Origin of the sequence: Streptomyces sp. NPDC093568, from assembly GCF_044764945.1 — a bacterium.
Taxonomy (GTDB): domain Bacteria; phylum Actinomycetota; class Actinomycetes; order Streptomycetales; family Streptomycetaceae; genus Streptomyces.
The window spans coordinates 12,217-29,999 of record NZ_JBIWJD010000005.1; the positions used below are offsets into that span (position 1 = coordinate 12,217).

15 protein-coding genes and 1 pseudogene are annotated in these 17,783 nt (G+C 71.0%); 7 read left to right on the plus strand and 9 right to left on the minus strand.

Annotated features, from left to right (window positions below):
• Window positions 1-52: 52 nt before the first annotated feature.
• Window positions 53-2,581, minus strand: a complete 2,529-nt coding sequence (locus tag ACIRD7_RS20655) for an FHA domain-containing protein (RefSeq protein WP_403455140.1) — start codon at window positions 2,579-2,581, stop codon at window positions 53-55.
• A gap of 239 nt (window positions 2,582-2,820) precedes the next feature.
• Between ACIRD7_RS20655 and ACIRD7_RS20660 the strand changes: the two are divergent.
• Together ACIRD7_RS20660 and serB are read left to right on the plus strand one after the other, a co-directional pair.
• Window positions 2,821-4,905 (plus strand): annotated as a pseudogene (locus ACIRD7_RS20660) (streptophobe family protein); the annotation flags it as partial.
• Between the two features lie 688 nt (window positions 4,906-5,593).
• Window positions 5,594-6,802: a phosphoserine phosphatase SerB gene (serB, locus tag ACIRD7_RS20665; RefSeq protein WP_403455143.1), complete on the plus strand. Its 1,209-nt coding sequence runs from the start codon at window positions 5,594-5,596 to the stop codon at window positions 6,800-6,802.
• A 108-nt stretch (window positions 6,803-6,910) separates the two neighbouring features.
• Here serB and ACIRD7_RS20670 read toward each other — a convergent pair whose 3' ends face one another.
• From ACIRD7_RS20670 to ACIRD7_RS20685, 4 genes are all read right to left on the minus strand, one after another.
• A complete protein-coding gene (locus tag ACIRD7_RS20670; RefSeq protein ID WP_403455145.1) occupies window positions 6,911-7,429 on the minus strand; it encodes a SixA phosphatase family protein in 519 nt (172 codons plus the stop codon).
• Window positions 7,430-7,505: 76 nt separating this feature from the next.
• Window positions 7,506-7,712 carry a hypothetical protein gene (locus ACIRD7_RS20675; RefSeq protein ID WP_403455147.1) on the minus strand — a complete coding sequence of 69 codons (207 nt, stop codon included), beginning with the start codon at window positions 7,710-7,712 and terminating at the stop codon, window positions 7,506-7,508.
• Window positions 7,713-7,906: 194 nt separating this feature from the next.
• Window positions 7,907-8,023 carry an SGM_5486 family transporter-associated protein gene (locus tag ACIRD7_RS20680; protein WP_403455149.1) on the minus strand — a complete coding sequence of 39 codons (117 nt, stop codon included), beginning with the start codon at window positions 8,021-8,023 and terminating at the stop codon, window positions 7,907-7,909.
• Between the two features lie 48 nt (window positions 8,024-8,071).
• Window positions 8,072-9,376, minus strand: coding sequence for a CynX/NimT family MFS transporter (locus tag ACIRD7_RS20685; RefSeq protein WP_403455151.1), 1,305 nt, complete (start codon window positions 9,374-9,376; stop codon window positions 8,072-8,074).
• A gap of 70 nt (window positions 9,377-9,446) precedes the next feature.
• Between ACIRD7_RS20685 and ACIRD7_RS20690 the strand changes: the two genes are divergently transcribed.
• Window positions 9,447-10,139 carry a FadR/GntR family transcriptional regulator gene (locus tag ACIRD7_RS20690; RefSeq protein ID WP_403455154.1) on the plus strand — a complete coding sequence of 231 codons (693 nt, stop codon included), beginning with the start codon at window positions 9,447-9,449 and terminating at the stop codon, window positions 10,137-10,139.
• Here the strand turns inward: ACIRD7_RS20690 and ACIRD7_RS20695 are convergent.
• From ACIRD7_RS20695 to fabG, 3 genes are all read right to left on the minus strand, one after another.
• Window positions 10,117-10,479, minus strand: coding sequence for a hypothetical protein (locus ACIRD7_RS20695; protein ID WP_403455155.1), 363 nt, complete (start codon window positions 10,477-10,479; stop codon window positions 10,117-10,119). The genes ACIRD7_RS20690 and ACIRD7_RS20695 overlap by 23 nt on opposite strands.
• 161 nt (window positions 10,480-10,640) lie before the next feature.
• Complete coding sequence (gene fabI / locus ACIRD7_RS20700; RefSeq protein ID WP_062142324.1) at window positions 10,641-11,408, minus strand: enoyl-ACP reductase FabI; 768 nt, start codon at window positions 11,406-11,408, stop codon at window positions 10,641-10,643.
• 5 nt (window positions 11,409-11,413) lie between these two features.
• Window positions 11,414-12,118: a 3-oxoacyl-[acyl-carrier-protein] reductase gene (fabG, locus tag ACIRD7_RS20705; RefSeq protein WP_403455157.1), complete on the minus strand. Its 705-nt coding sequence runs from the start codon at window positions 12,116-12,118 to the stop codon at window positions 11,414-11,416.
• Between the two features lie 200 nt (window positions 12,119-12,318).
• Here fabG and ACIRD7_RS20710 point away from each other — a divergent pair, with 200 nt between their 5' ends.
• The 3 genes from ACIRD7_RS20710 to tyrS all read left to right on the plus strand — a co-directional run bounded on the left by ACIRD7_RS20710 (window position 12,319) and on the right by tyrS (window position 16,607).
• Window positions 12,319-13,881 carry a TldD/PmbA family protein gene (locus tag ACIRD7_RS20710; protein WP_403455160.1) on the plus strand — a complete coding sequence of 521 codons (1,563 nt, stop codon included), beginning with the start codon at window positions 12,319-12,321 and terminating at the stop codon, window positions 13,879-13,881.
• Window positions 13,878-15,272 carry a metallopeptidase TldD-related protein gene (locus tag ACIRD7_RS20715; protein ID WP_403455163.1) on the plus strand — a complete coding sequence of 465 codons (1,395 nt, stop codon included), beginning with the start codon at window positions 13,878-13,880 and terminating at the stop codon, window positions 15,270-15,272. The genes ACIRD7_RS20710 and ACIRD7_RS20715 overlap by 4 nt, the downstream gene beginning before the upstream one ends.
• A gap of 66 nt (window positions 15,273-15,338) precedes the next feature.
• Window positions 15,339-16,607, plus strand: coding sequence for a tyrosine--tRNA ligase (gene tyrS / locus ACIRD7_RS20720; protein ID WP_403455165.1), 1,269 nt, complete (start codon window positions 15,339-15,341; stop codon window positions 16,605-16,607).
• 147 nt (window positions 16,608-16,754) lie between these two features.
• Here tyrS and ACIRD7_RS20725 read toward each other — a convergent pair whose 3' ends face one another.
• Window positions 16,755-17,036, minus strand: coding sequence for a GlsB/YeaQ/YmgE family stress response membrane protein (locus ACIRD7_RS20725; RefSeq protein ID WP_403455167.1), 282 nt, complete (start codon window positions 17,034-17,036; stop codon window positions 16,755-16,757).
• A 245-nt stretch (window positions 17,037-17,281) separates the two neighbouring features.
• On the opposite strand from ACIRD7_RS20725, the gene ACIRD7_RS20730 reads away from it, so the two are divergent.
• Entirely contained in the window at window positions 17,282-17,680 is a 399-nt protein-coding gene (locus ACIRD7_RS20730) for a DUF3099 domain-containing protein (protein ID WP_403455169.1), read from the plus strand.
• Window positions 17,681-17,783 lie beyond the last annotated feature (103 nt).

A 17,783-nucleotide genomic window follows, 5' to 3' on the forward strand; every position in this document is an offset into this window, starting at 1 on the left:
GGGCGGCATCCTCCTGACGAGGTGCCGCCCTTCGGGCGTCGTACGACGGGTTCTACTTCCGCATGACCTCGGGCTCGTGGCGGCGCAGGAAGCGGGCCACGAAGATGCCGCAGATCACGCCGAGCACGATCAGGGCGACCATGTCCATGGACCAGGCGCCGACCGTGTGCTCCCACAGCGGGTCGTTGCTGTCGCCCTTGGCCGGCGGACTGATCCGGTTGAAGTCGAGCGTGGCACCCGCGGCGGCGACCGCCCAGCGCGACGGCATCAGATACGAGAGCTCGTTGACGCCGATGGAGTTGGCCAGCGGGAACAGGCAGCCCGTGAAGACGACCTGGACGATCGCGAACATGACCAGCAGCGGCATCGTCTTCTCGGCGGTCTTCACCAACGCCGAGATGATCAGGCCGAACATCATCGCGGTGAAGCCCAGCGCCATGATCGGGATGCACAGTTCCAGCAGAATCTGGCTGCCGAGGATCAGGCCCTCGTCCGGGATGGTGCGGCTGGAGAAGCCGATGACACCGACCATCAGGCCCTGCAGCACGGTGATCAGGCCGAGCACGAACACCTTGGACATCAGATACGCGGACCGGGACAGGCCGGTCGCGCGCTCCCGCTCGTAGATGACCCGTTCCTTGATCAGCTCACGGACGGAGTTGGCGGCACCGGCGAAGCAGGCGCCCACCGCGAGGATCAGCAGGACGGTGAGGGCCGTGCCGTTGGCGACGGGCTTGCCGGTGTTCGGGTTGATCTCCGTGTTGACCAGGAGGTCCTTGCCGGAGTCGATGAGCAGGCTCACCGAGCCGAGGACGAGCGGCAGGATGATCGACAGGGCCAGGAAGCCCTTGTCCGAGGCGATGACCGAGACGTAGCGGCGCACCAGCGTGACGAACTGGGACATCCAGCCCTGCGGCTTCGGCGGCTTCATCGCCTGCATCGGCGGCATCTGTACGGACTGCGGCGCGACCGCGTCGATGTCCGCGGCGTACATCTGGTAGTGCTGCGAGCCCTTCCAGCGTCCCGCCCAGTCGTAGTCGCGGTAGTTCTCGAAGGCGGAGAAGACGTCGGCCCAGGTGTCGTAGCCGAAGAAGTTCAGTGCCTCCTCCGGCGGGCCGAAGTAGGCGACCGCGCCGCCCGGCGCCATGACCAGGAGCTTGTCGCAGATCGCGAGCTCGGCCACGGAGTGGGTGACGACGAGCACCGTACGGCCGTCGTCGGCGAGGCCGCGCAGCAGCTGCATGACGTCGCGGTCCATGCCCGGGTCGAGGCCCGAGGTGGGCTCGTCCAGGAAGATCAGCGACGGCTTGGTCAGCAGTTCCAGGGCCACCGAGACGCGCTTGCGCTGGCCGCCGGAGAGGGAGGTGACCTTCTTCTCCTTGTGGATGTCCAGCTTCAGCTCGCGCAGCACCTCGTCGATGCGCGCCTCGCGCTCGGCCGCCGTGGTGTCGGCGGGGAAGCGGAGCTTGGCCGCGTACTTGAGGGCCTTCTTGACGGTCAGTTCCTTGTGCAGGATGTCGTCCTGCGGGACCAGACCGATGCGCTGACGCAGCTCGGCGAACTGCTTGTAGAGGTTCCGGTTGTCGTAGAGGACGTCGCCCTGGTTGGCGGGCCGGTAGCCGGTGAGCGCCTTGAGCAGCGTCGACTTGCCCGAGCCGGACGGGCCGATGACCGCGATGAGGGACTTCTCCGGGACACCGAAGGAGACGTCCTTGAGGATCTGCTTGCCACCGTCGACCGTGACGGTCAGATGACGTGCGGAGAAGGAGACCTCACCGGTGTCGACGAACTCCTCGAGTCGGTCGCCGACGATCCGGAACGTGGAGTGGCCGACGCCGACGATGTCGGTGGGGCCGAGCATCTGGGAGCCGCCCTTGGCGATGGGCTGGCCGTTGACGTACGTGCCGTTGTGGGAGCCGAGGTCGCGGATCTCCATACGGCCGTCGGGCATCGAGTGGAACTCGGCGTGGTGCCGGGAGACCTGCAGGTCGGAGACGACCAGCTCGTTCTCCAGGGCACGGCCGATGCGCATCACGCGGCCGATGGAGAACTGGTGGAACGTCGTGGGGCTGCGGTCGCCGTAGACCGGCGGCGCCCCCGCGCCACCACCGGGCCCCTGCTGCTGCGGGATGTGCGCGCCCTGCTGCGGCTGGTGCTGCCAGCCGGCCTGCTGGGGCTGTTGCTGCGGCGCCTGCGGGGCGGGAGCCTGCTGGGCCCAGCCGGGGTTGGCGCCCTGCGCCGCGTACGGCTGTTGCTGCGGCTGGGCCTGCGGCGTGGCGACGGAGGCCGCGCCGCCGGAGACGTCGAGGCGCGGTCCGTCGGTCGCGTTGCCCAGGTAGACGGCCGAGCCGGGGCCGATCTCCAGGTGGTGGATCCGCTGCCCCTGCACGAACGTGCCGTTGGTGCTGCCCTGGTCCTCGATGACCCAACTACGGCCGCTCCAGCTGATCGTGGCGTGCCGCCAGGACACCCTGGCGTCGTCGAGCACGATGTCACCCTGCGGATCGCGTCCGAGGGTGTAGGGCCTGGACGGGTCGAGCGTCCAGGTCCGTCCATTCAATTCCAGTACGAGTTCCGGCACTCCATGCCCCACTGAGTAGTCCCCCGAGTTACCCCCAACACAGGGAGTCTAGGGATGTCGAACATCGTCGGGAACTATTTCAGGCTCCGCCCCCTGACCGAAAGCCGGGCCTTGTGTGGAGCACGCCCGCGCGCTTCGAATGGTTCCGTTGACGGGGTTGAAACCAGCCCGGAGAGTGGTAATCCACGCGAGGGGGACATGCGCGGCGATCGGCCGCGCCGCGGATCGGGGGGTCTGCCATGAGCGCGTCCACGAACGTCGAGGCCTCGACCGGCTCCAGGCTGCCCTGGGGCGACATCCTTCTGTCCGCGATAGCCGCCGTGAGCTGGGCGTTGATCGGGATGGCGGGCACGGCGGCGCTCGGCCTTCATCTGCTGGAGGCCGACTCCGCGGGCTCGCTCGGCCCGATGACCGCGGCGGTGGTGGCGCTTGGGGCGGGTGGTTCCGTCACCCCGTCCGGGGATGTGTCCGCCTTCGGCTTGACGGGCGCGGAGGCGGCCACCGCCATCGAGATCACGCCACTGGGGGTGAGCCTGGTCGGCGCGGTGCTGCTGTCGTGGTTCTTCCTACGGTCCTTGCGCGGCGCGGGAGTTGTGATCGCGCCGGCCGAACTCCTCGCGCGTGCGGGCGCGGTGGTCACGTTGTTCGTGGCCACGCTGGGCGGTCTCGCGTGGGCGGGGCACGACGTCATCACGATCGACGGGAGCGCGCTGGGGCTCGACGACCTGCCGGGAACCGGTGGGGGCGGCGGAGGCGGCATCGAGATCCCCGGGGTCGGTGACATCGGGGACATCGGCGGGCTGCTGCCCGACCAGATCGGTGACCTCATCGACGCCAAGGCCGCCGTCGGCTTCACCGTGGACACGGCACCGACGCTGCTCGGCGGCCTGGGCTGGTCCGCCGGTGTCCTGCTGATCGCGCTGCTGGCCTCGCGCCGTACGCCGCTGCCGTCCGGCTGGTACGCCGTGCACCGCGTCGTACGGCCCGCCGCCTCCGCCCTTGTCACGGTGCTGCTGGTGGCGGTCGCGGCCGGGCTCGCGGCGGCGGCGTACGCGGCGATCGGCGACGCCCACCCCAAGCGCATCGCGGGCGCGGCCCTCCTCGGCGCCCCGAACGGCGTCTGGCTCGGCATCCCGATCGGCCTGTTCGTCCCGTTCGACGGCCGCGCGACGGGGGTGCTGGTGGGCTTGCTGCCGGATCCTCTGGACGACCTCCTGAACAGCGACGCCGACCAGTCCGTGACGCTCGGCAGGCTGGCGGAACTGGACGGTCGGGTGTGGCTGCTGGGGGTCGCGGCGGGAGTGATGATGCTGCTGGCCGGGGCGCTCACGGCGGTGCGGACACCGGTGGCGGTCCCGGTCGGGGGTGCCGGCCTTCCCGGGGTGCGCGGCGGGGCGGGTCCGGGTGCCGGGTCCTCGGGTGGCGCGGGTGGTTCCGAGGGCGTACGGGATCCGGGGGCCCTTCGTTTCGCCGGGCGGTGTGCGCTGCGGCTCGGGGTCGCCACGGCGCTGGCCTTGCCGTTGCTCGCGTGGCTGGCGGGGGTGTCCGTGGACGCCTCGCTGTCGGTGCTGGGGTTCGACGCGTTCGGCGCCGGGGTGGAGCTGCGCGGGAACCTCGGCCTGGCGCTGGTCCTCGGGGCGGTGTGGGGTGCGGGGGCTGGTGCCGTGGGGGCGCTGCTGGCGCGGGCGAGCGGGGCGGCGGGGCAGCGGGCGGCGCCGCTGGCTCTGGGCGCGGGGAGCGGGGCAGCGAGCACCGCGGGTGGGGCGACGGCGGGCGCCGGGGCTTCGCCGTACGAAAGCCCGTCCGGGCCGTACGTGCCCGGCTCGCCCTATCGGCCGCCCAACCCTGGGACGAACCCCTATCTGCGCATGCCGGAGGGGCTGACCGGACCGGAAGACGCCCGGCCGCCCGGCGGCGCACCGCCGCAGCAGTCGTCGGAGGGCGGGTGGTCGTTCGGGGGTGAGCGGTCGTTCGGGGGTGAGCGGTCGTCTGGGGGTGAGCGGTCGTTCGGGGGTGAGGGGTCGTTCGGGGGTGAGCGGTCGTTCGGGGGTGAGCGGTCGTCCGGGGGTGAGCGGTCGTCCGGGGGTGCGTGGGCGCCTGGGGATGCACGGGCGCCCGGGGAAGCGCGGTCGCCGCACGGCGCGCGATCGCCCGGTGGGCCCCATACGCCCCGAGACGCACAGCCACCTGGGCGTACTCAGCCGCTCGGGGGTGCTCGGCCGCCCGGTAGCGCGCAGCCACCCGGTGGGACGCAACCGCTCAGGGGCGCCCAGCCACCCGGCAGCACACCACCACCCGGAGGAACCCAACCGCTCAGGGGCGCCCAGCCACCCAGCAGCACACCACCACCCGGAGGAACCCAACCGCTCAGGAGCACTCAGCCACCCACCAGCACACCACCACCCGGAGGAACCCAACCGCCCGGCGGCCCGCAGCCACCCACCAGCACACCACCACCCGGAGGCGCACAGTCGCCCGGCGGCCCGCAGCCGTACCGGCGCCCGGCGCCCTTCGGAGGCGCACCGTCGGGTGACCAGGCGCAGCGGCCCGGGGATGCGCGGCGGCCCGGTGGCCCGTCGCTCGGGGAGCCCCCCGCCGGGGACCCTCCGCCGGATCAGCCGCCGTCCGACGGTGGTGACGACATGTACGGCGCCCCCACCGTCATCCGGCCGATCGAGCCGCCCCCGAGGTCGCCCCGGCCGCCCCGGCGGCGCGGTGACCGGTCGTCGTCGTCCGGGACGGGCGAAGGGCCGCCGCCTCCTCCCCCGCCACCGCCTCCTCCCCCGCCGCCGCGGAAGCCGAAGGGGCGCCAGTGAGGGCGCCGGTGATCCTCGGGCCACAGGTGATCACGTGCCGGCTCACAGCCGTCGATCCCGTGCCGGCTCACGGCCACCGACGCGGCGGTGGCCGGAGCGTAAGGCTCGCGCCATCCGGTCGACACCCAGTGTTCCGTGTCCGCTAGACGGACCTCGGGGGCGGCAGGCACTGGGTGCCGGATACGGTGGAAGCATCATGAGCGCTTCGCAGACCTCTGACCTCCCCACACTTCTCGTCAAGATCTTCGGGAAGGACAGGCCCGGCATCACCGCGGGCCTCTTCGACACGCTGGCCGCCTACTCGGTCGACGTGGTCGACATCGAGCAGGTCGTCACCCGGGGCCGGATCACGCTGTGCGCGCTCGTGACGCAGCCGCCGGCCGGTCAGGAAGGGGATCTGCGGGCGACCGTCCACAGCTGGGCGGAGTCGATGAAGATGCAGGCGGAGATCATCTCCGGCCGTGGCGACAACCGCCCGCGCGGACTCGGACGCTCCCTGGTGACCGTCCTCGGGCACCCGCTCACCGCGGAGGCGGCGGCGGCCATCGCTGCCCGGATCACGAAGTCCGGCGGCAACATCGACCGTATCTTCCGGCTCGCCAAGTACCCCGTGACGGCAGTGGAGTTCGCGGTCTCCGGAGTGGAGACCGAACCGCTGCGCACCGCGCTGGTGACGGACGCGGCGGCACTGGGTGTCGACATCGCGGTCGTCGCGGCCGGTCTGCACCGCCGGGCCCAGCGTCTGGTCGTGATGGACGTGGACTCCACGCTCATCCAGGACGAGGTGATCGAACTCTTCGCCGCGCACGCCGGCTGCGAGGACAAGGTGGCCGAGGTGACGGCGGCCGCGATGCGCGGGGAGCTGGACTTCGAGCAGTCGCTGCACGCGCGCGTGGCGCTGCTGGCGGGGCTGGACGCCTCCGTCGTGGAGAAGGTGCGCAGCGAGGTGCGGCTGACGCCGGGCGCGCGCACCCTGATCCGTACGCTGAAGCGGCTCGGCTATCAAGTGGGAGTCGTCTCGGGCGGGTTCACTCAGGTCACCGACGATCTGAAGGAGCGTCTGGGGCTGGACTTCGCCCAGGCGAACACGCTGGAGATCGTCGACGGGAAGCTGACGGGCAGGGTCACCGGCGAGATCGTGGACCGTGCGGGCAAGGCGCGGCTGCTGCGCCGGTTCGCCGCCGAGGCGGGGGTGCCGCTGTCCCAGACGGTGGCGATCGGTGACGGTGCCAACGACCTGGACATGCTGAACGCGGCGGGTCTCGGGGTCGCGTTCAACGCGAAGCCGGTGGTGCGGGAGGCCGCGCACACGGCCGTGAACGTGCCGTTCCTGGACACGGTCCTGTATCTGCTCGGCGTGACCCGCGAAGAGGTCGAGGCCGCGGACATGCATGACGAGGACTGATGCTCCGCGTCTGATGCGCGACGGCACAGCCGACGCGCTGCGAACAGATGCGCTACGAGCACAGGGGCCCGGCGCCACGACGGCGCCGGGCCCCTTCGCGCGGGTCCGTCACTCGGACGGCGCCCAGTAGTCGATCAGGGTGGCCACGCCGGGCTCCAGGGTCTTCCAGCTGCCGCTGAAGGAGAGGACGGCGAAGGCGGCGGCCGGGAAGCCGCGCCGGCTCATCCGCTCGCGCGCTTCCTGCTCGCCGGAGCCGGAGAGGATCTCGGCGAGGCCCTGCACGCCCGGGTTGTGGCCGATCAGCAGGACGTTCTGCACGTCGTCGGGCGTTTCGTTCAGCACGGCGATCAGCTCGCCGGGCGAGGCCTCGTAGACGCGCTCTTCATAGACGGTTTTCGGCCGGTGCGGGAACTCGTGGACGGCGAGCTTCCAGGTCTCCCGGGTACGGGTCGCGGTGGAGCAGAGGGCCAGGTCGAAGGGGATGGCGGTGTCGGCCAGCCTGCGTCCGGCCTCTGCCGCGTCCAATCGGCCCCGGTCCGCGAGCGGCCGCTCGTGATCGGTCACCTGTGGCCAGTCGGCTTTCGCATGCCGGAAGAGGACAATCCTGCGGGATTCTGGGACGCTCATGAGATCCAGCTTCGCATGAAACAGGCCATGAGGCGCAGGGAGTTGACGGGCGGTTCCGGCGGTGCTCAACGCGTGGTCAGCGCGTGATCAGCTGCTGTATGCGCTCGAAGAGCTGGGTGATCGCGGGCTCCGCGGTGGCGGCCTGCGCGTCCGACGGGTTCAGGATCAGTGTCAGCAGGGTGATGAAGGCGAGCGTGGGCAGGGCGAGAGCCCACCAGGGCAGCCGGATGTCGGCACGGCCCGTGGACGCCGGGTGGGGCGGGGTGTGCGTACGGGCCGACATGATGCCTCCGTGGGTCTTCGAGTGGTCTGCGTCCGCCTCTCGCGGCGACACTTCGAAGTTACGGACTCGGCGGCCCTCAACCCATCCGGTGATCCACCCAGTTGACCCTGACACTCACCCCCTAGGGGACAGGGGGGCTAGCCCCACCCTCGACGGTCGGCATGTGTCGGGGGACGTCCACCGGAAGGCCTGCGTCAGGGTGAGGCGATCGTCGCGATGACGGCGATGATCACGAAGATGGCGAAGAACGCGCCGAAGACGAGCAGCAGCTTCTTCTGGCCGTTCTGGGGGTTCGGGTCGAGCACAGGCATGCGGCCAGTCTCGCACCCGCCGCCCCTGACCGGCCCGCCGGGGTGAGGTCAGCGGGCCGCCTCGTCCTCCACCGTGCGGTTGCGTCCGGCCAGGACACCTACCGCCATCTGCGGGATCATCAGCGCGGCCATGAGCCCGATCGGCAGCCCCCAGCCGCCGCTGTGCTGGTAGAGCACGCCGACCAGGAGGGGGCCGGGGATGGAGATCAGATAGCCGGTGCTCTGCGCGAACCCCGACAGCTGGGCCACGCCGGCGCTGGTCCGGGCCCGCATGCCGACCATGGTGAGGGCCAGCGGGAAGGAGCAGTTCGAGACGCCCAGGAGCACGGCCCACACCCAGGAGCCCGAGGCGGGGGCGAGGTACAGGCCCGCGTAGCCGACGAGGCCGCAGGCACCCAGGGCGAGCACGATCGGCCCCTGATGGGGCAGCCGGGTGGCCAGGCGCGGAATGACGAAGGCCAGGGGCACGCCCATCACCATGGTGACGGCGAGCAGCAGCCCGGCCGCGCCGGCGTGCACTCCCGAGTCCCGGAAGATCTGCGCCATCCAGCCCATCGTGATGTAGGCGCCGGTGGCCTGGAGGCCGAAGTAGACGGCGAGGGCCCAGGCGGTGCGGCTGCGGGTGATCCGCAGCGCGGGCGCGTCCACGCGCGCGTGGCTCTCCGCGGCGGGCGACGCCCCCCGGTCCCGTACGGACGCTCCCCGGTCCCGCACGAAGGGGATCCACGGCAGTACGGCCACCGCCGCGAGCGCCGCCCACACGGCGAGTCCGGTCTGCCAACTCCCGCCCACCGTCTCGGTCATGGGCACGGTCACGGCCGCGGCGGTCGCGGTGCCGAGCGCGAGGGCCATGGAGTACAGCCCGGTCATGGAGCCGACCCGGTCGGGGAACCAGCGCTTGACGATGACCGGCATCAGGACGTTGCTGACCGCGATGCCCATCAGGGCGAGGGCGGTGGCGGCCAGGAATCCGGCCGTGCTGCCCGCGTACGGCCGGACGATCAGGCCCGCGGTGATGGCGACCATGCCCGCGCAGACCACGGTGCCGGGGCCGAGGCGCCGGGCCAGGCGCGGGGCGGCGACGCCGAAGACGGCGAAGCAGAGCGGAGGCACGGAGGTGAGCAGCCCGGCGTCGCTGCCGCTCATGCCGAGGGCGTCGCGGACCTCCTCGAGGAGGGCGCCCAGGCTGGTGATGGCGGGGCGGAGGTTGAGCGCGGTGAGCACGATGCCGGCGATGAGCAGTCGTGTCGTCCACGCGCGCGTGGCGGGCTCTGGGGTGGGGAGCGCCTCAGAGGTGCGTATTCGCATGGACGTCACCGTCCGGGTTTCCTCGCTTGCCATGAGACCCATCATAGAATCATAGGATGATTGGTTGTCCACCCCCGGGCCGTCCGGTTCCGGACCCGACATGCGAAGGTGTGCCATGCCCCTGAGCCACCCCCGCCGCTCGGCACTGTCCGAGCAGGTCATCGCGGCATTGCGGAACCAGATCGCCACGGGCGAATGGCCCGTCGGCTCCCGCATCCCGACCGAGCCCGAGCTGGTCGAGCAGCTCGGCGTGGCGCGCAACACGGTCCGTGAGGCGGTCCGCGCGCTCGCGCACAACGGCCTGCTGGACATCCGCCAGGGCTCCGGCACCTATGTGGTGGCGACCAGCGAGCTGGCCGGCGTCATGCACCGCCGCTTCGCCGAGGCCGACCCCCGGCACATCGCCGAGCTGCGCTCCACACTGGAGTCGGGCGCGGCGAAGCTGGCCGCCGAGCGGCGCACGGAGAAGGACCTCAAGCAGCTCGACACGCTGCTGGCGCGGCGCGAGGAGGCCTGGGAGTCGGGTGACACGGAGGCGTTCGTGGCGGCCGACGCGACGTTCCACCTGGCGGTGGTCGCGGCGTCCCACAACGACGTGATGACCGCGATGTACGCGGATCTGGGCGAGGTGCTGCTGGACTGGCTGCGGGACGACGTCGGCGCGGAGCTGACGCCGGAGACGTACCTGGACCACGCCCGGCTGGTCGACGCGATCCGCGCGGGCGACGCGTCGGCGGCCGCGGACGAGGCGGCGGGCTATCCGTTCCACTGCCGTCCGGGCCGGGTCAGCCCACCCGCCGGTGGCTGACCCACGCCGAGTCGATCTCCTTCCAGCAGCGCGCGCTCAGCCGCACGGTCTGCGCGGGCTCGGCGGCCACCGAGGAGCCGTCGCTGTCCAGGTCCCACCAGCGGGCGCACTCCACGTGCAGGCTCACGCTGTCGGTCTCCGGATAGGGGTTGTGGCAGTACGCGGTCACATGGGACCCGGCGACATCGATCCGGCACGCGGCACCGAACGGTTCCTCCGGTTCCGCTTCGGTCACCGCTGCCGCGGGGTGCACACGCGCGTGGGCGATCGCCGCGCAGGGCACGGGCAGGACGAGTGCGACGGCGACGGTCGTCGAGGCCAGGCGTCGGGACAAGCGCACAACGGGACCTCCTCGGCCGTACGGGTGAGGGGCTCACGCAAGGAACGCGTACTCCAGAGTGCGCGGTCGTGGGCCCCGCCCGCCTCGCCGGATGGGCCGAACGGGTGACGCCCCGCCCCCCGCGCGGGCGGGGGAACGGGGCGTCGACGGCGTACCGGAGATCAGGCGCCGATGGCGTGCAGACCGCCGTCCACGTGGATGATCTCGCCGGTGGTCTTCGGGAACCAGTCGCTCAGCAGGGCGACGATGCCGCGGCCGGCCGGCTCCGGGTCCTTCAGGTCCCACTCCAGCGGGGAGCGGCTGTCCCAGACGGACGCCAGGTCGGCGAAGCCCGGGATGGACTTGGCGGCCATCGAGCCGATCGGCCCCGCCGAGATCAGGTTGCAGCGGATGTTCTGCTTGCCCAGGTCACGCGCCATGTAGCGGCTGGTGGCCTCCAGGGCGGCCTTGGCCGGGCCCATCCAGTCGTACTGCGGCCAGGCGTACTGCGCGTCGAAGGTGAGGCCGACGACCGAGCCGCCGTTCTGCATCAGCGGCAGGCAGGCCATGGTCAGCGACTTCAGGGAGTACGCCGAGACGTGCATGGCCGTGGCGACCGACTCGAACGGCGTGTTCAGGAAGTTGCCGCCGAGTGCGTCCTGCGGGGCGAAGCCGATGGAGTGCACGACGCCGTCGAGGCCGCCGAGCTCCTCGCCGACGATGTCGGCGAGGCGGCCGAGGTGCTCGTCGTTGGTGACGTCGAGCTCGATGACCTTGGTGGGCTTGGGGAGCTTCTTGGCGATGCGCTCGGTCAGCGTGGGCCGCGGGAAGGCGGTCAGGATGATCTCGGCGCCCTGCTCCTGGGCCAGCTTGGCGGCGTGGAAGGCGATGGAGGACTCCATCAGCACACCGGTGATCAGGACGCGCTTGCCCTCGAGAATTCCGCTCATGGTGATCAGTGACCCATTCCCAGTCCGCCGTCAACGGGGATGACGGCTCCAGTGATGTACGAGGCGTCGTCCGAGGCGAGGAACCGCACCGTCGCGGCGATCTCCTCAGGCTGCGCGTAACGACCGAGCGGCACCTGCTTCACGATGCCCTCACGCTGCTCGTCGGTGAGCACCTTGGTCATGTCGGTGTCGACGAAGCCGGGCGCGACGACGTTGAAGGTGATGTTGCGCGAGCCCAGCTCACGGGCGAGGGAGCGCGCGAAGCCGACCAGGGCGGCCTTGGAGGCGGCGTAGTTGGCCTGGCCGGGACCGCCGTACAGGCCGACGACCGACGAGATCAGCACCACGCGGCCCTTCTTGGCCCGCAGCATGGCGCGGTTGGCACGCTTGACCACGCGGAAGGTGCCGGTGAGGTTGGTGTCGATGACCGAGGTGAAGTCCTCCTCGGACATGCGCATCAGGAGCTGGTCCTTGGTGACGCCGGCGTTGGCGATCAGCACCTCGACCGGGCCGTGCTGGGCCTCGATCTCCTTGTAGGCCTGCTCCACCTGCTCGGTGTCGGTGATGTCGCACTTCACCGCGAGGAAGCCGGCCGGCGGCTCACCCGAGCGGTATGTGATCGCGACCTTGTCGCCGGCATCGGCGAAAGCGCGGGCGATGGCGAGGCCGATGCCCCGGTTGCCTCCGGTGACGAGAACCGAGCGGCTCAACGGATCACCCTTTCGATAGGGGGTCTGACACACCGCCCCGGCACCTGGTTGGCAGGCGGCTTCACCGAAAACCTATCGGTCGCGTCCCGGCCCGGGACATTCGGGCACCCACAGTGGCGTGCGGGAGTCACTGTCGGGTCCCTACAGAAAGATGCCGACTCCAGCCGGAAACGTGTGGTCTCCCGCCCCACCCGCGCGAAATGATCGGGCCGACAGGCCACGACAGCAGGGAGACCTCGGTGCCTCATACGATCGATGAAGCCTTCACGGCGCTTCCGCTACGCGCCCTGGCCGACGCGGCGCTGGCACGCGCGCGTGCGCTGGGTGCCGAGCACGCGGACTTCCGGTTCGAGCGGGTGCGCAGCGCGTCCTGGCGGCTGCGGGACGCCCGGCTCGCCGGGTCGTCGGACACGACCGACCTCGGGTACGCGGTGCGGGTGGTGCACGGCGGGACCTGGGGGTTCGCCTCCGGCGTCGACTTGACGCTGGACGCCGCCGCCAAGGTCGCCTCGCAGGCGGTGGCGATGGCGAAGCTGTCCGCCCAGGTGATCAAGTCCGCGGGGTCGGACGAGCGCGTCGAGCTCGCCGACGAGCCCGTGCACGCCGAGAAGACGTGGATCTCGTCGTACGAGATCGATCCGTTCACCGTGCCCGACGAGGAGAAGTCGGGGCTGCTGGCGGACTGGAGCGCGCGGCTGCTGGCGGCGGACGGGGTGAACCACGTGGACGCCTCGCTGCTGACCGTCCATGAGAACAAGTTCTACGCCGACACCGCCGGGACCGTGACGACCCAGCAGCGGGTCCGGCTGCACCCGCAGCTGACCGCCGTGTCGGTCGACGAGTCCAGCGGCGAGTTCGACTCCATGCGCACCATCGCGCCGCCGGTCGGGCGTGGTTGGGAGTACCTGACGGGCACCGGCTGGGACTGGGAGGGCGAGCTGGAGCAGATCCCCGGGCTGCTCGCCGAGAAGATGCGGGCGCCGAGCGTGGAGGCGGGGCCGTACGACCTCGTCGTCGACCCGTCCAACCTGTGGCTGACCATCCACGAGTCCATCGGCCACGCCACCGAGCTGGACCGCGCCCTCGGCTACGAGGCCGCCTACGCCGGCACCTCCTTCGCCACCTTCGACCAGCTCGGCAAGCTCCGCTACGGCTCGGACCTGATGAACGTCACCGGTGACCGCACCGCCGAGCACGGCCTCGCGACGATCGGCTACGACGACGAGGGCGTCGCGGGCCAGTCCTGGGACCTGGTCAAGGACGGCACCCTCGTCGGGTACCAGCTGGACCGGCGGATCGCGAAGCTGACCGGGTTCGAGCGCTCCAACGGGTGCGCGTTCGCCGACTCCCCCGGCCATGTGCCGGTGCAGCGCATGGCCAACGTCTCGCTCCAGCCGGATCCGGCCGGGATGTCGACCGAGGACCTGATCGGCAGCGTCGACCGCGGGATCTACGTCGTCGGCGACCGGTCCTGGTCGATCGACATGCAGCGCTACAACTTCCAGTTCACCGGGCAGCGGTTCTTCAAGATCGAGAACGGGCGGATCACCGGTCAGCTGCGGGACGTGGCGTACCAGGCGACGACCACCGACTTCTGGGGCTCGATGGCGGCCGTGGGCGGCCCGCAGACCTACGTCCTGGGCGGCGCCTTCAACTGCGGCAAGGCCCAGCCGGGCCAGGTCGCGGCGGTCTCGCACGGCTGCCCGTCGGCCCTCTTCAAGGGCGTCAACATTCTCAACACCACGCAGGAGGCCGGTCGATGAGCGCCCGTACCAACAAGCCGCACGAGATCGTCGAGCGCGCCCTGGAGCTGTCGCGGGCGGACGGGTGCGTCGTCATCGCGGACGAGCAGTCGACCGCCAATCTGCGCTGGGCGGGCAACGCGCTCACCACGAACGGCGTCACGCGCGGGCGGACGCTCACCGTCGTCGCGACCGTCGACGGCAAGGAGGGCACCGCCTCCGGTGTCGTGTCGCGGTCGGCCGTGACCTTGGACGAGCTGGAGCCGCTGGTGCGGGCCGCCGAGGCCGCCGCGCGCGCCGCGGGGCCCGCCGAGGACGCACAGCCGCTGGTGACGGACGTACCGGCGGCACCCGACTTCACGGACGCCCCGGCCGAGACGTCGTCCACGGTGTTCGCGGACTTCGCTCCGGCGCTCGGCGAGGCGTTCGCACGCGCGCGTGCGGGCGGCCGCGAGCTGTACGGCTTCGCCAACCACGAGATGGTGTCGACGTACCTGGGGACGTCCACGGGGCTGCGGCTGCGGCACGACCAGCCCAACGGGACGCTGGAGCTGAACGCCAAGTCGCCGGACCGCACCCGCTCGGCGTGGGCGGGCCGCTCCACGCGGGACTTCAAGGACGTGGACCCGACCGCGCTGGACGCCGAGCTGGCCGTACGCCTCGGCTGGGCCGAGCGGCGCCTGGAGCTGCCGGCCGGCCGGTACGAGACGCTGCTGCCGCCGACCGCCGTGGCCGACCTGCTGATCTACCAGCTCTGGTCGGCGTCGGGCCGGGACGCGGCCGAGGGCCGGACCGTGTTCTCCAAGCCGGGCGGGGCGACGCGCCTCGGCGAAAAGCTGAGCGAGCTGCCGCTGACGCTGCGCAGCGACCCGAACGAGCCGGGCCTGGAGTCCGCGCCGTTCGTGATCGCCCACTCCTCGGGGGGCGACCAGTCGGTGTTCGACAACGGGCTGCCGCTGACGGCCACGGAGTGGCTGAGCGCGGGCGAGCTGAGGCACCTCACCACCAGCCGGCACAGCGCGGGCCTGACCGGTCTGCCCGTGGCGCCGGCGATCGACAACCTGATCCTGGACGGCGGCGAGGACCGCTCGCTGGAGGAGATGGTCGCGAACACCGAGCGCGGGCTGCTGCTGACCTGCCTGTGGTACATCCGCGAGGTCGACCCGGCGACGCTGCTGCTCACCGGCCTGACCCGGGACGGGGTGTACCTCGTCGAGAACGGCGAGGTGAGCGGCGAGGTCAACAACTTCCGGTTCAACGAGTCGCCGGTGGATCTGCTGGGGCGGGCGACGGAGGCGGGCCGTACGGAGAAGACCCTGCCCAGGGAGTGGGGCGACTGGTTCACCAGGGCCGCGATGCCGGCGCTGCGCGTCCCCGATTTCAACATGAGCTCTGTCAGTCAGGGCGTATAACCTCGTAGGCGTTCCCGGTCGGCCGTCGGCCGACCGGCCGAAGATCACCAAGGAGACACGAGAACCGTGACGGACATCGTCGACGAGCTGAAGTGGCGTGGCGTGATCGCCCTGTCCACTGACGAGGACGCATTGCGCAAGGCGCTCGCGGACGGTCCCGTCACGTTCTATTGCGGTTTCGACCCGACCGCGGCCAGTCTGCACGTCGGCCACCTGGTCCAGGTGCTCACCATGCGCCGCCTCCAGCAGGCGGGCCTGCGCCCGCTGGCGCTGGTCGGCGGCGCGACGGGCCAGATCGGCGACCCGCGCCCGACGGCCGAGCGCACGCTGAACGACCCGGAGACGGTCGCGAACTGGGTGAACCGTCTGCGCGCGCAGATCGAGCCCTTCCTCTCCTTCGAGGGCGACAACGCCGCGACGATGGTGAACAACCTGGACTGGACGGCCGGCATGTCGGCCATCGAGTTCCTGCGGGACATCGGCAAGCACTTCCGCGTCAACAAGATGCTCACCAAGGACTCGGTCGCCCGCCGGCTCCAGTCCGAAGAGGGCATCAGCTACACGGAGTTCAGCTACCAGCTGCTCCAGGGCATGGACTTCCTGGAGCTGTACCGGCGGTATGGCTGCACCCTCCAGCAGGGCGGCAGCGACCAGTGGGGCAACCTCACGGCGGGTCTGGACCTGATCCACCGGCTGGAACCGCACGCGGCCGTGCACGCGCTGGCGACGCCGCTGATGACCAAGGCGGACGGCACCAAGTTCGGCAAGACCGAGGGCGGCGCCATCTGGCTCGACCCGGAGATGACGACGCCGTACGCGTTCTACCAGTTCTGGCTGAACGCGGACGACCGGGACATCTCGACGTACATGCGGATCCTGTCCTTCAAGTCCCGTGCGGAGCTGGAGGAGCTGGAGAAGCAGACCGAGGAGCGTCCGCAGGCCCGTGCCGCGCAGCGTGCGCTGGCCGAGGAGCTGACGACGCTGGTGCACGGCGCCGACCAGACGGCCGCCGTGATCGCCGCGTCCCGTGCGCTCTTCGGGCAGGGCGAGCTGACGGATCTCGACGACGCGACGCTGACGGCGGCGCTGTCCGAGGTGCCGCACATCCAGGTCGCCGAGCTCGGCCCGGTGGTCGACCTGTTCGCCGAGGTCGGCCTGGTGGCCAGCAAGTCGGCCGCGCGGCGCACCGTGAAGGAGGGCGGCGCCTACGTGAACAACGTGAAGGTCGCCGGCGAGGACGCGGTGCCCGCGAAGGAGGACCTGCTGCACGGGCGGTGGCTGGTGCTGCGGCGCGGGAAGAAGAACCTGGCGGCGGTGGAGTTCACCGGCGCGTAGCGCTCCGCGGGGGCGCCGGTTATCGGGGTGCGCCGTAGGGGTGCGGTGGTCTGCGGACTGCGGCTCTGTCGTGGCTGGTCGCGCAGTTCCCCGCGCCCCTTTGGGGCCTTGCCCCTCGGGGCGCTTCCCACTGGAGGCGTTGATCCGTTACGTCTGTTGCATCTTCTTCTTGCCGATCGTCGCCATGTACAGCATGTCGCCCAGGTACACGATGATCACCGCGGCGACGATCTGGAAGATGTGGCGGCTCCAGTCGATGCCGCGGGTCGCGTCGACGCCGAAGGCGCGGGCGATGGAGTTGCCGACGATGCCCCCGAGCATGCCGAAGATGGTGATCAGCCAGAGGGGGCTGTGCTGCTTGCCGGGGATGAGCAGCTTCGCGAGCAGGCCCAGCACGAATCCCACGATGATCGCCCACAACCAGCCCATGGCTGCCTCCTCGTACGGCTCGGGGTGAGCAGTACGCCCCAGTCTTGGGCCGCCCCCGGTACGCCGCATGCCGGGTACCGCCGTACGCGCTACGGCTGACGGCGTTCCCCCAGGTGGCGGGAGCCCCGGTCTCGTAGGCGGCGGAGGCGAGGCGTAACGTAAGAGGTGTCTCGGCCCGGGTCCCCGACCGGGGGCGGAAGGATACGGGCTGGGGGAGGTCCGATGCGGGCGGATGGTGGAATGTGATGCGGAAGCTGCATGCGAGCGGCAACACCGAGGTGTTCCGGATCACCGGGGCCCGGACGGGCCTCGAGGAGGATGTGCGCGGCCGGCAGCGCCGGTATGTCATCTCGATGTCGATCCGCACCCTGTCGGTGATCCTCGCGGCCTCACTGTGGAACGTCGAACGGCACGTCGCGATCGTGGCGTTGGTGCTCGGAGCGGTCCTGCCGTACATCGCTGTCGTGATCGCCAATGCGGGCCGTGAGAACGCGCCGTCTCTGCCGTCGACATTCGTGACCGCGCATGTGCGGCCGATGATCGCGCCGCCGCGAACGGACGACGGTTTCGCGGAATCGGTCCCGGAAGATAAGGCGGGCGATTCCGAGCCGGATACCCAGAGCAAACCGCGTGACAGGGCGTGATTCTCCGGACTGCGGGGTTCCGCAAACGGCTCCGCTCCAAGCTCAGGAAAAGCTCAGATCAATAGTGTTGTTCCGGTGCCGGGCAACGGGTTACCCGTGACAT

Bases quoted from the DNA above. Each gene is read 5' to 3' on its own strand.
- ACIRD7_RS20685 (WP_403455151.1), bottom strand. From the start codon at position 9,376: ATGATGGGTCTCATGGCAAGCGAGGAAACCCGGACGGTGACGTCCATG.
- ACIRD7_RS20675 (WP_403455147.1), bottom strand. From the start codon at position 7,712: ATGTCGGCCCGTACGCACACCCCGCCCCACCCGGCGTCCACGGGCCGT.
- ACIRD7_RS20715 (WP_403455163.1), top strand. From the start codon at position 13,878: ATGAGCGCCCGTACCAACAAGCCGCACGAGATCGTCGAGCGCGCCCTG.
- fabI (WP_062142324.1), bottom strand. From the start codon at position 11,408: ATGAGCGGAATTCTCGAGGGCAAGCGCGTCCTGATCACCGGTGTGCTG.
- ACIRD7_RS20690 (WP_403455154.1), top strand. From the start codon at position 9,447: ATGCCCCTGAGCCACCCCCGCCGCTCGGCACTGTCCGAGCAGGTCATC.
- ACIRD7_RS20730 (WP_403455169.1), top strand. From the start codon at position 17,282: ATGCGGAAGCTGCATGCGAGCGGCAACACCGAGGTGTTCCGGATCACC.
- ACIRD7_RS20710 (WP_403455160.1), top strand. From the start codon at position 12,319: ATGATCGGGCCGACAGGCCACGACAGCAGGGAGACCTCGGTGCCTCAT.
- ACIRD7_RS20680 (WP_403455149.1), bottom strand. From the start codon at position 8,023: ATGCCTGTGCTCGACCCGAACCCCCAGAACGGCCAGAAGAAGCTGCTG.
- ACIRD7_RS20725 (WP_403455167.1), bottom strand. From the start codon at position 17,036: ATGGGCTGGTTGTGGGCGATCATCGTGGGATTCGTGCTGGGCCTGCTC.
- ACIRD7_RS20670 (WP_403455145.1), bottom strand. From the start codon at position 7,429: ATGAGCGTCCCAGAATCCCGCAGGATTGTCCTCTTCCGGCATGCGAAA.
- serB (WP_403455143.1), top strand. From the start codon at position 5,594: ATGAGCGCTTCGCAGACCTCTGACCTCCCCACACTTCTCGTCAAGATC.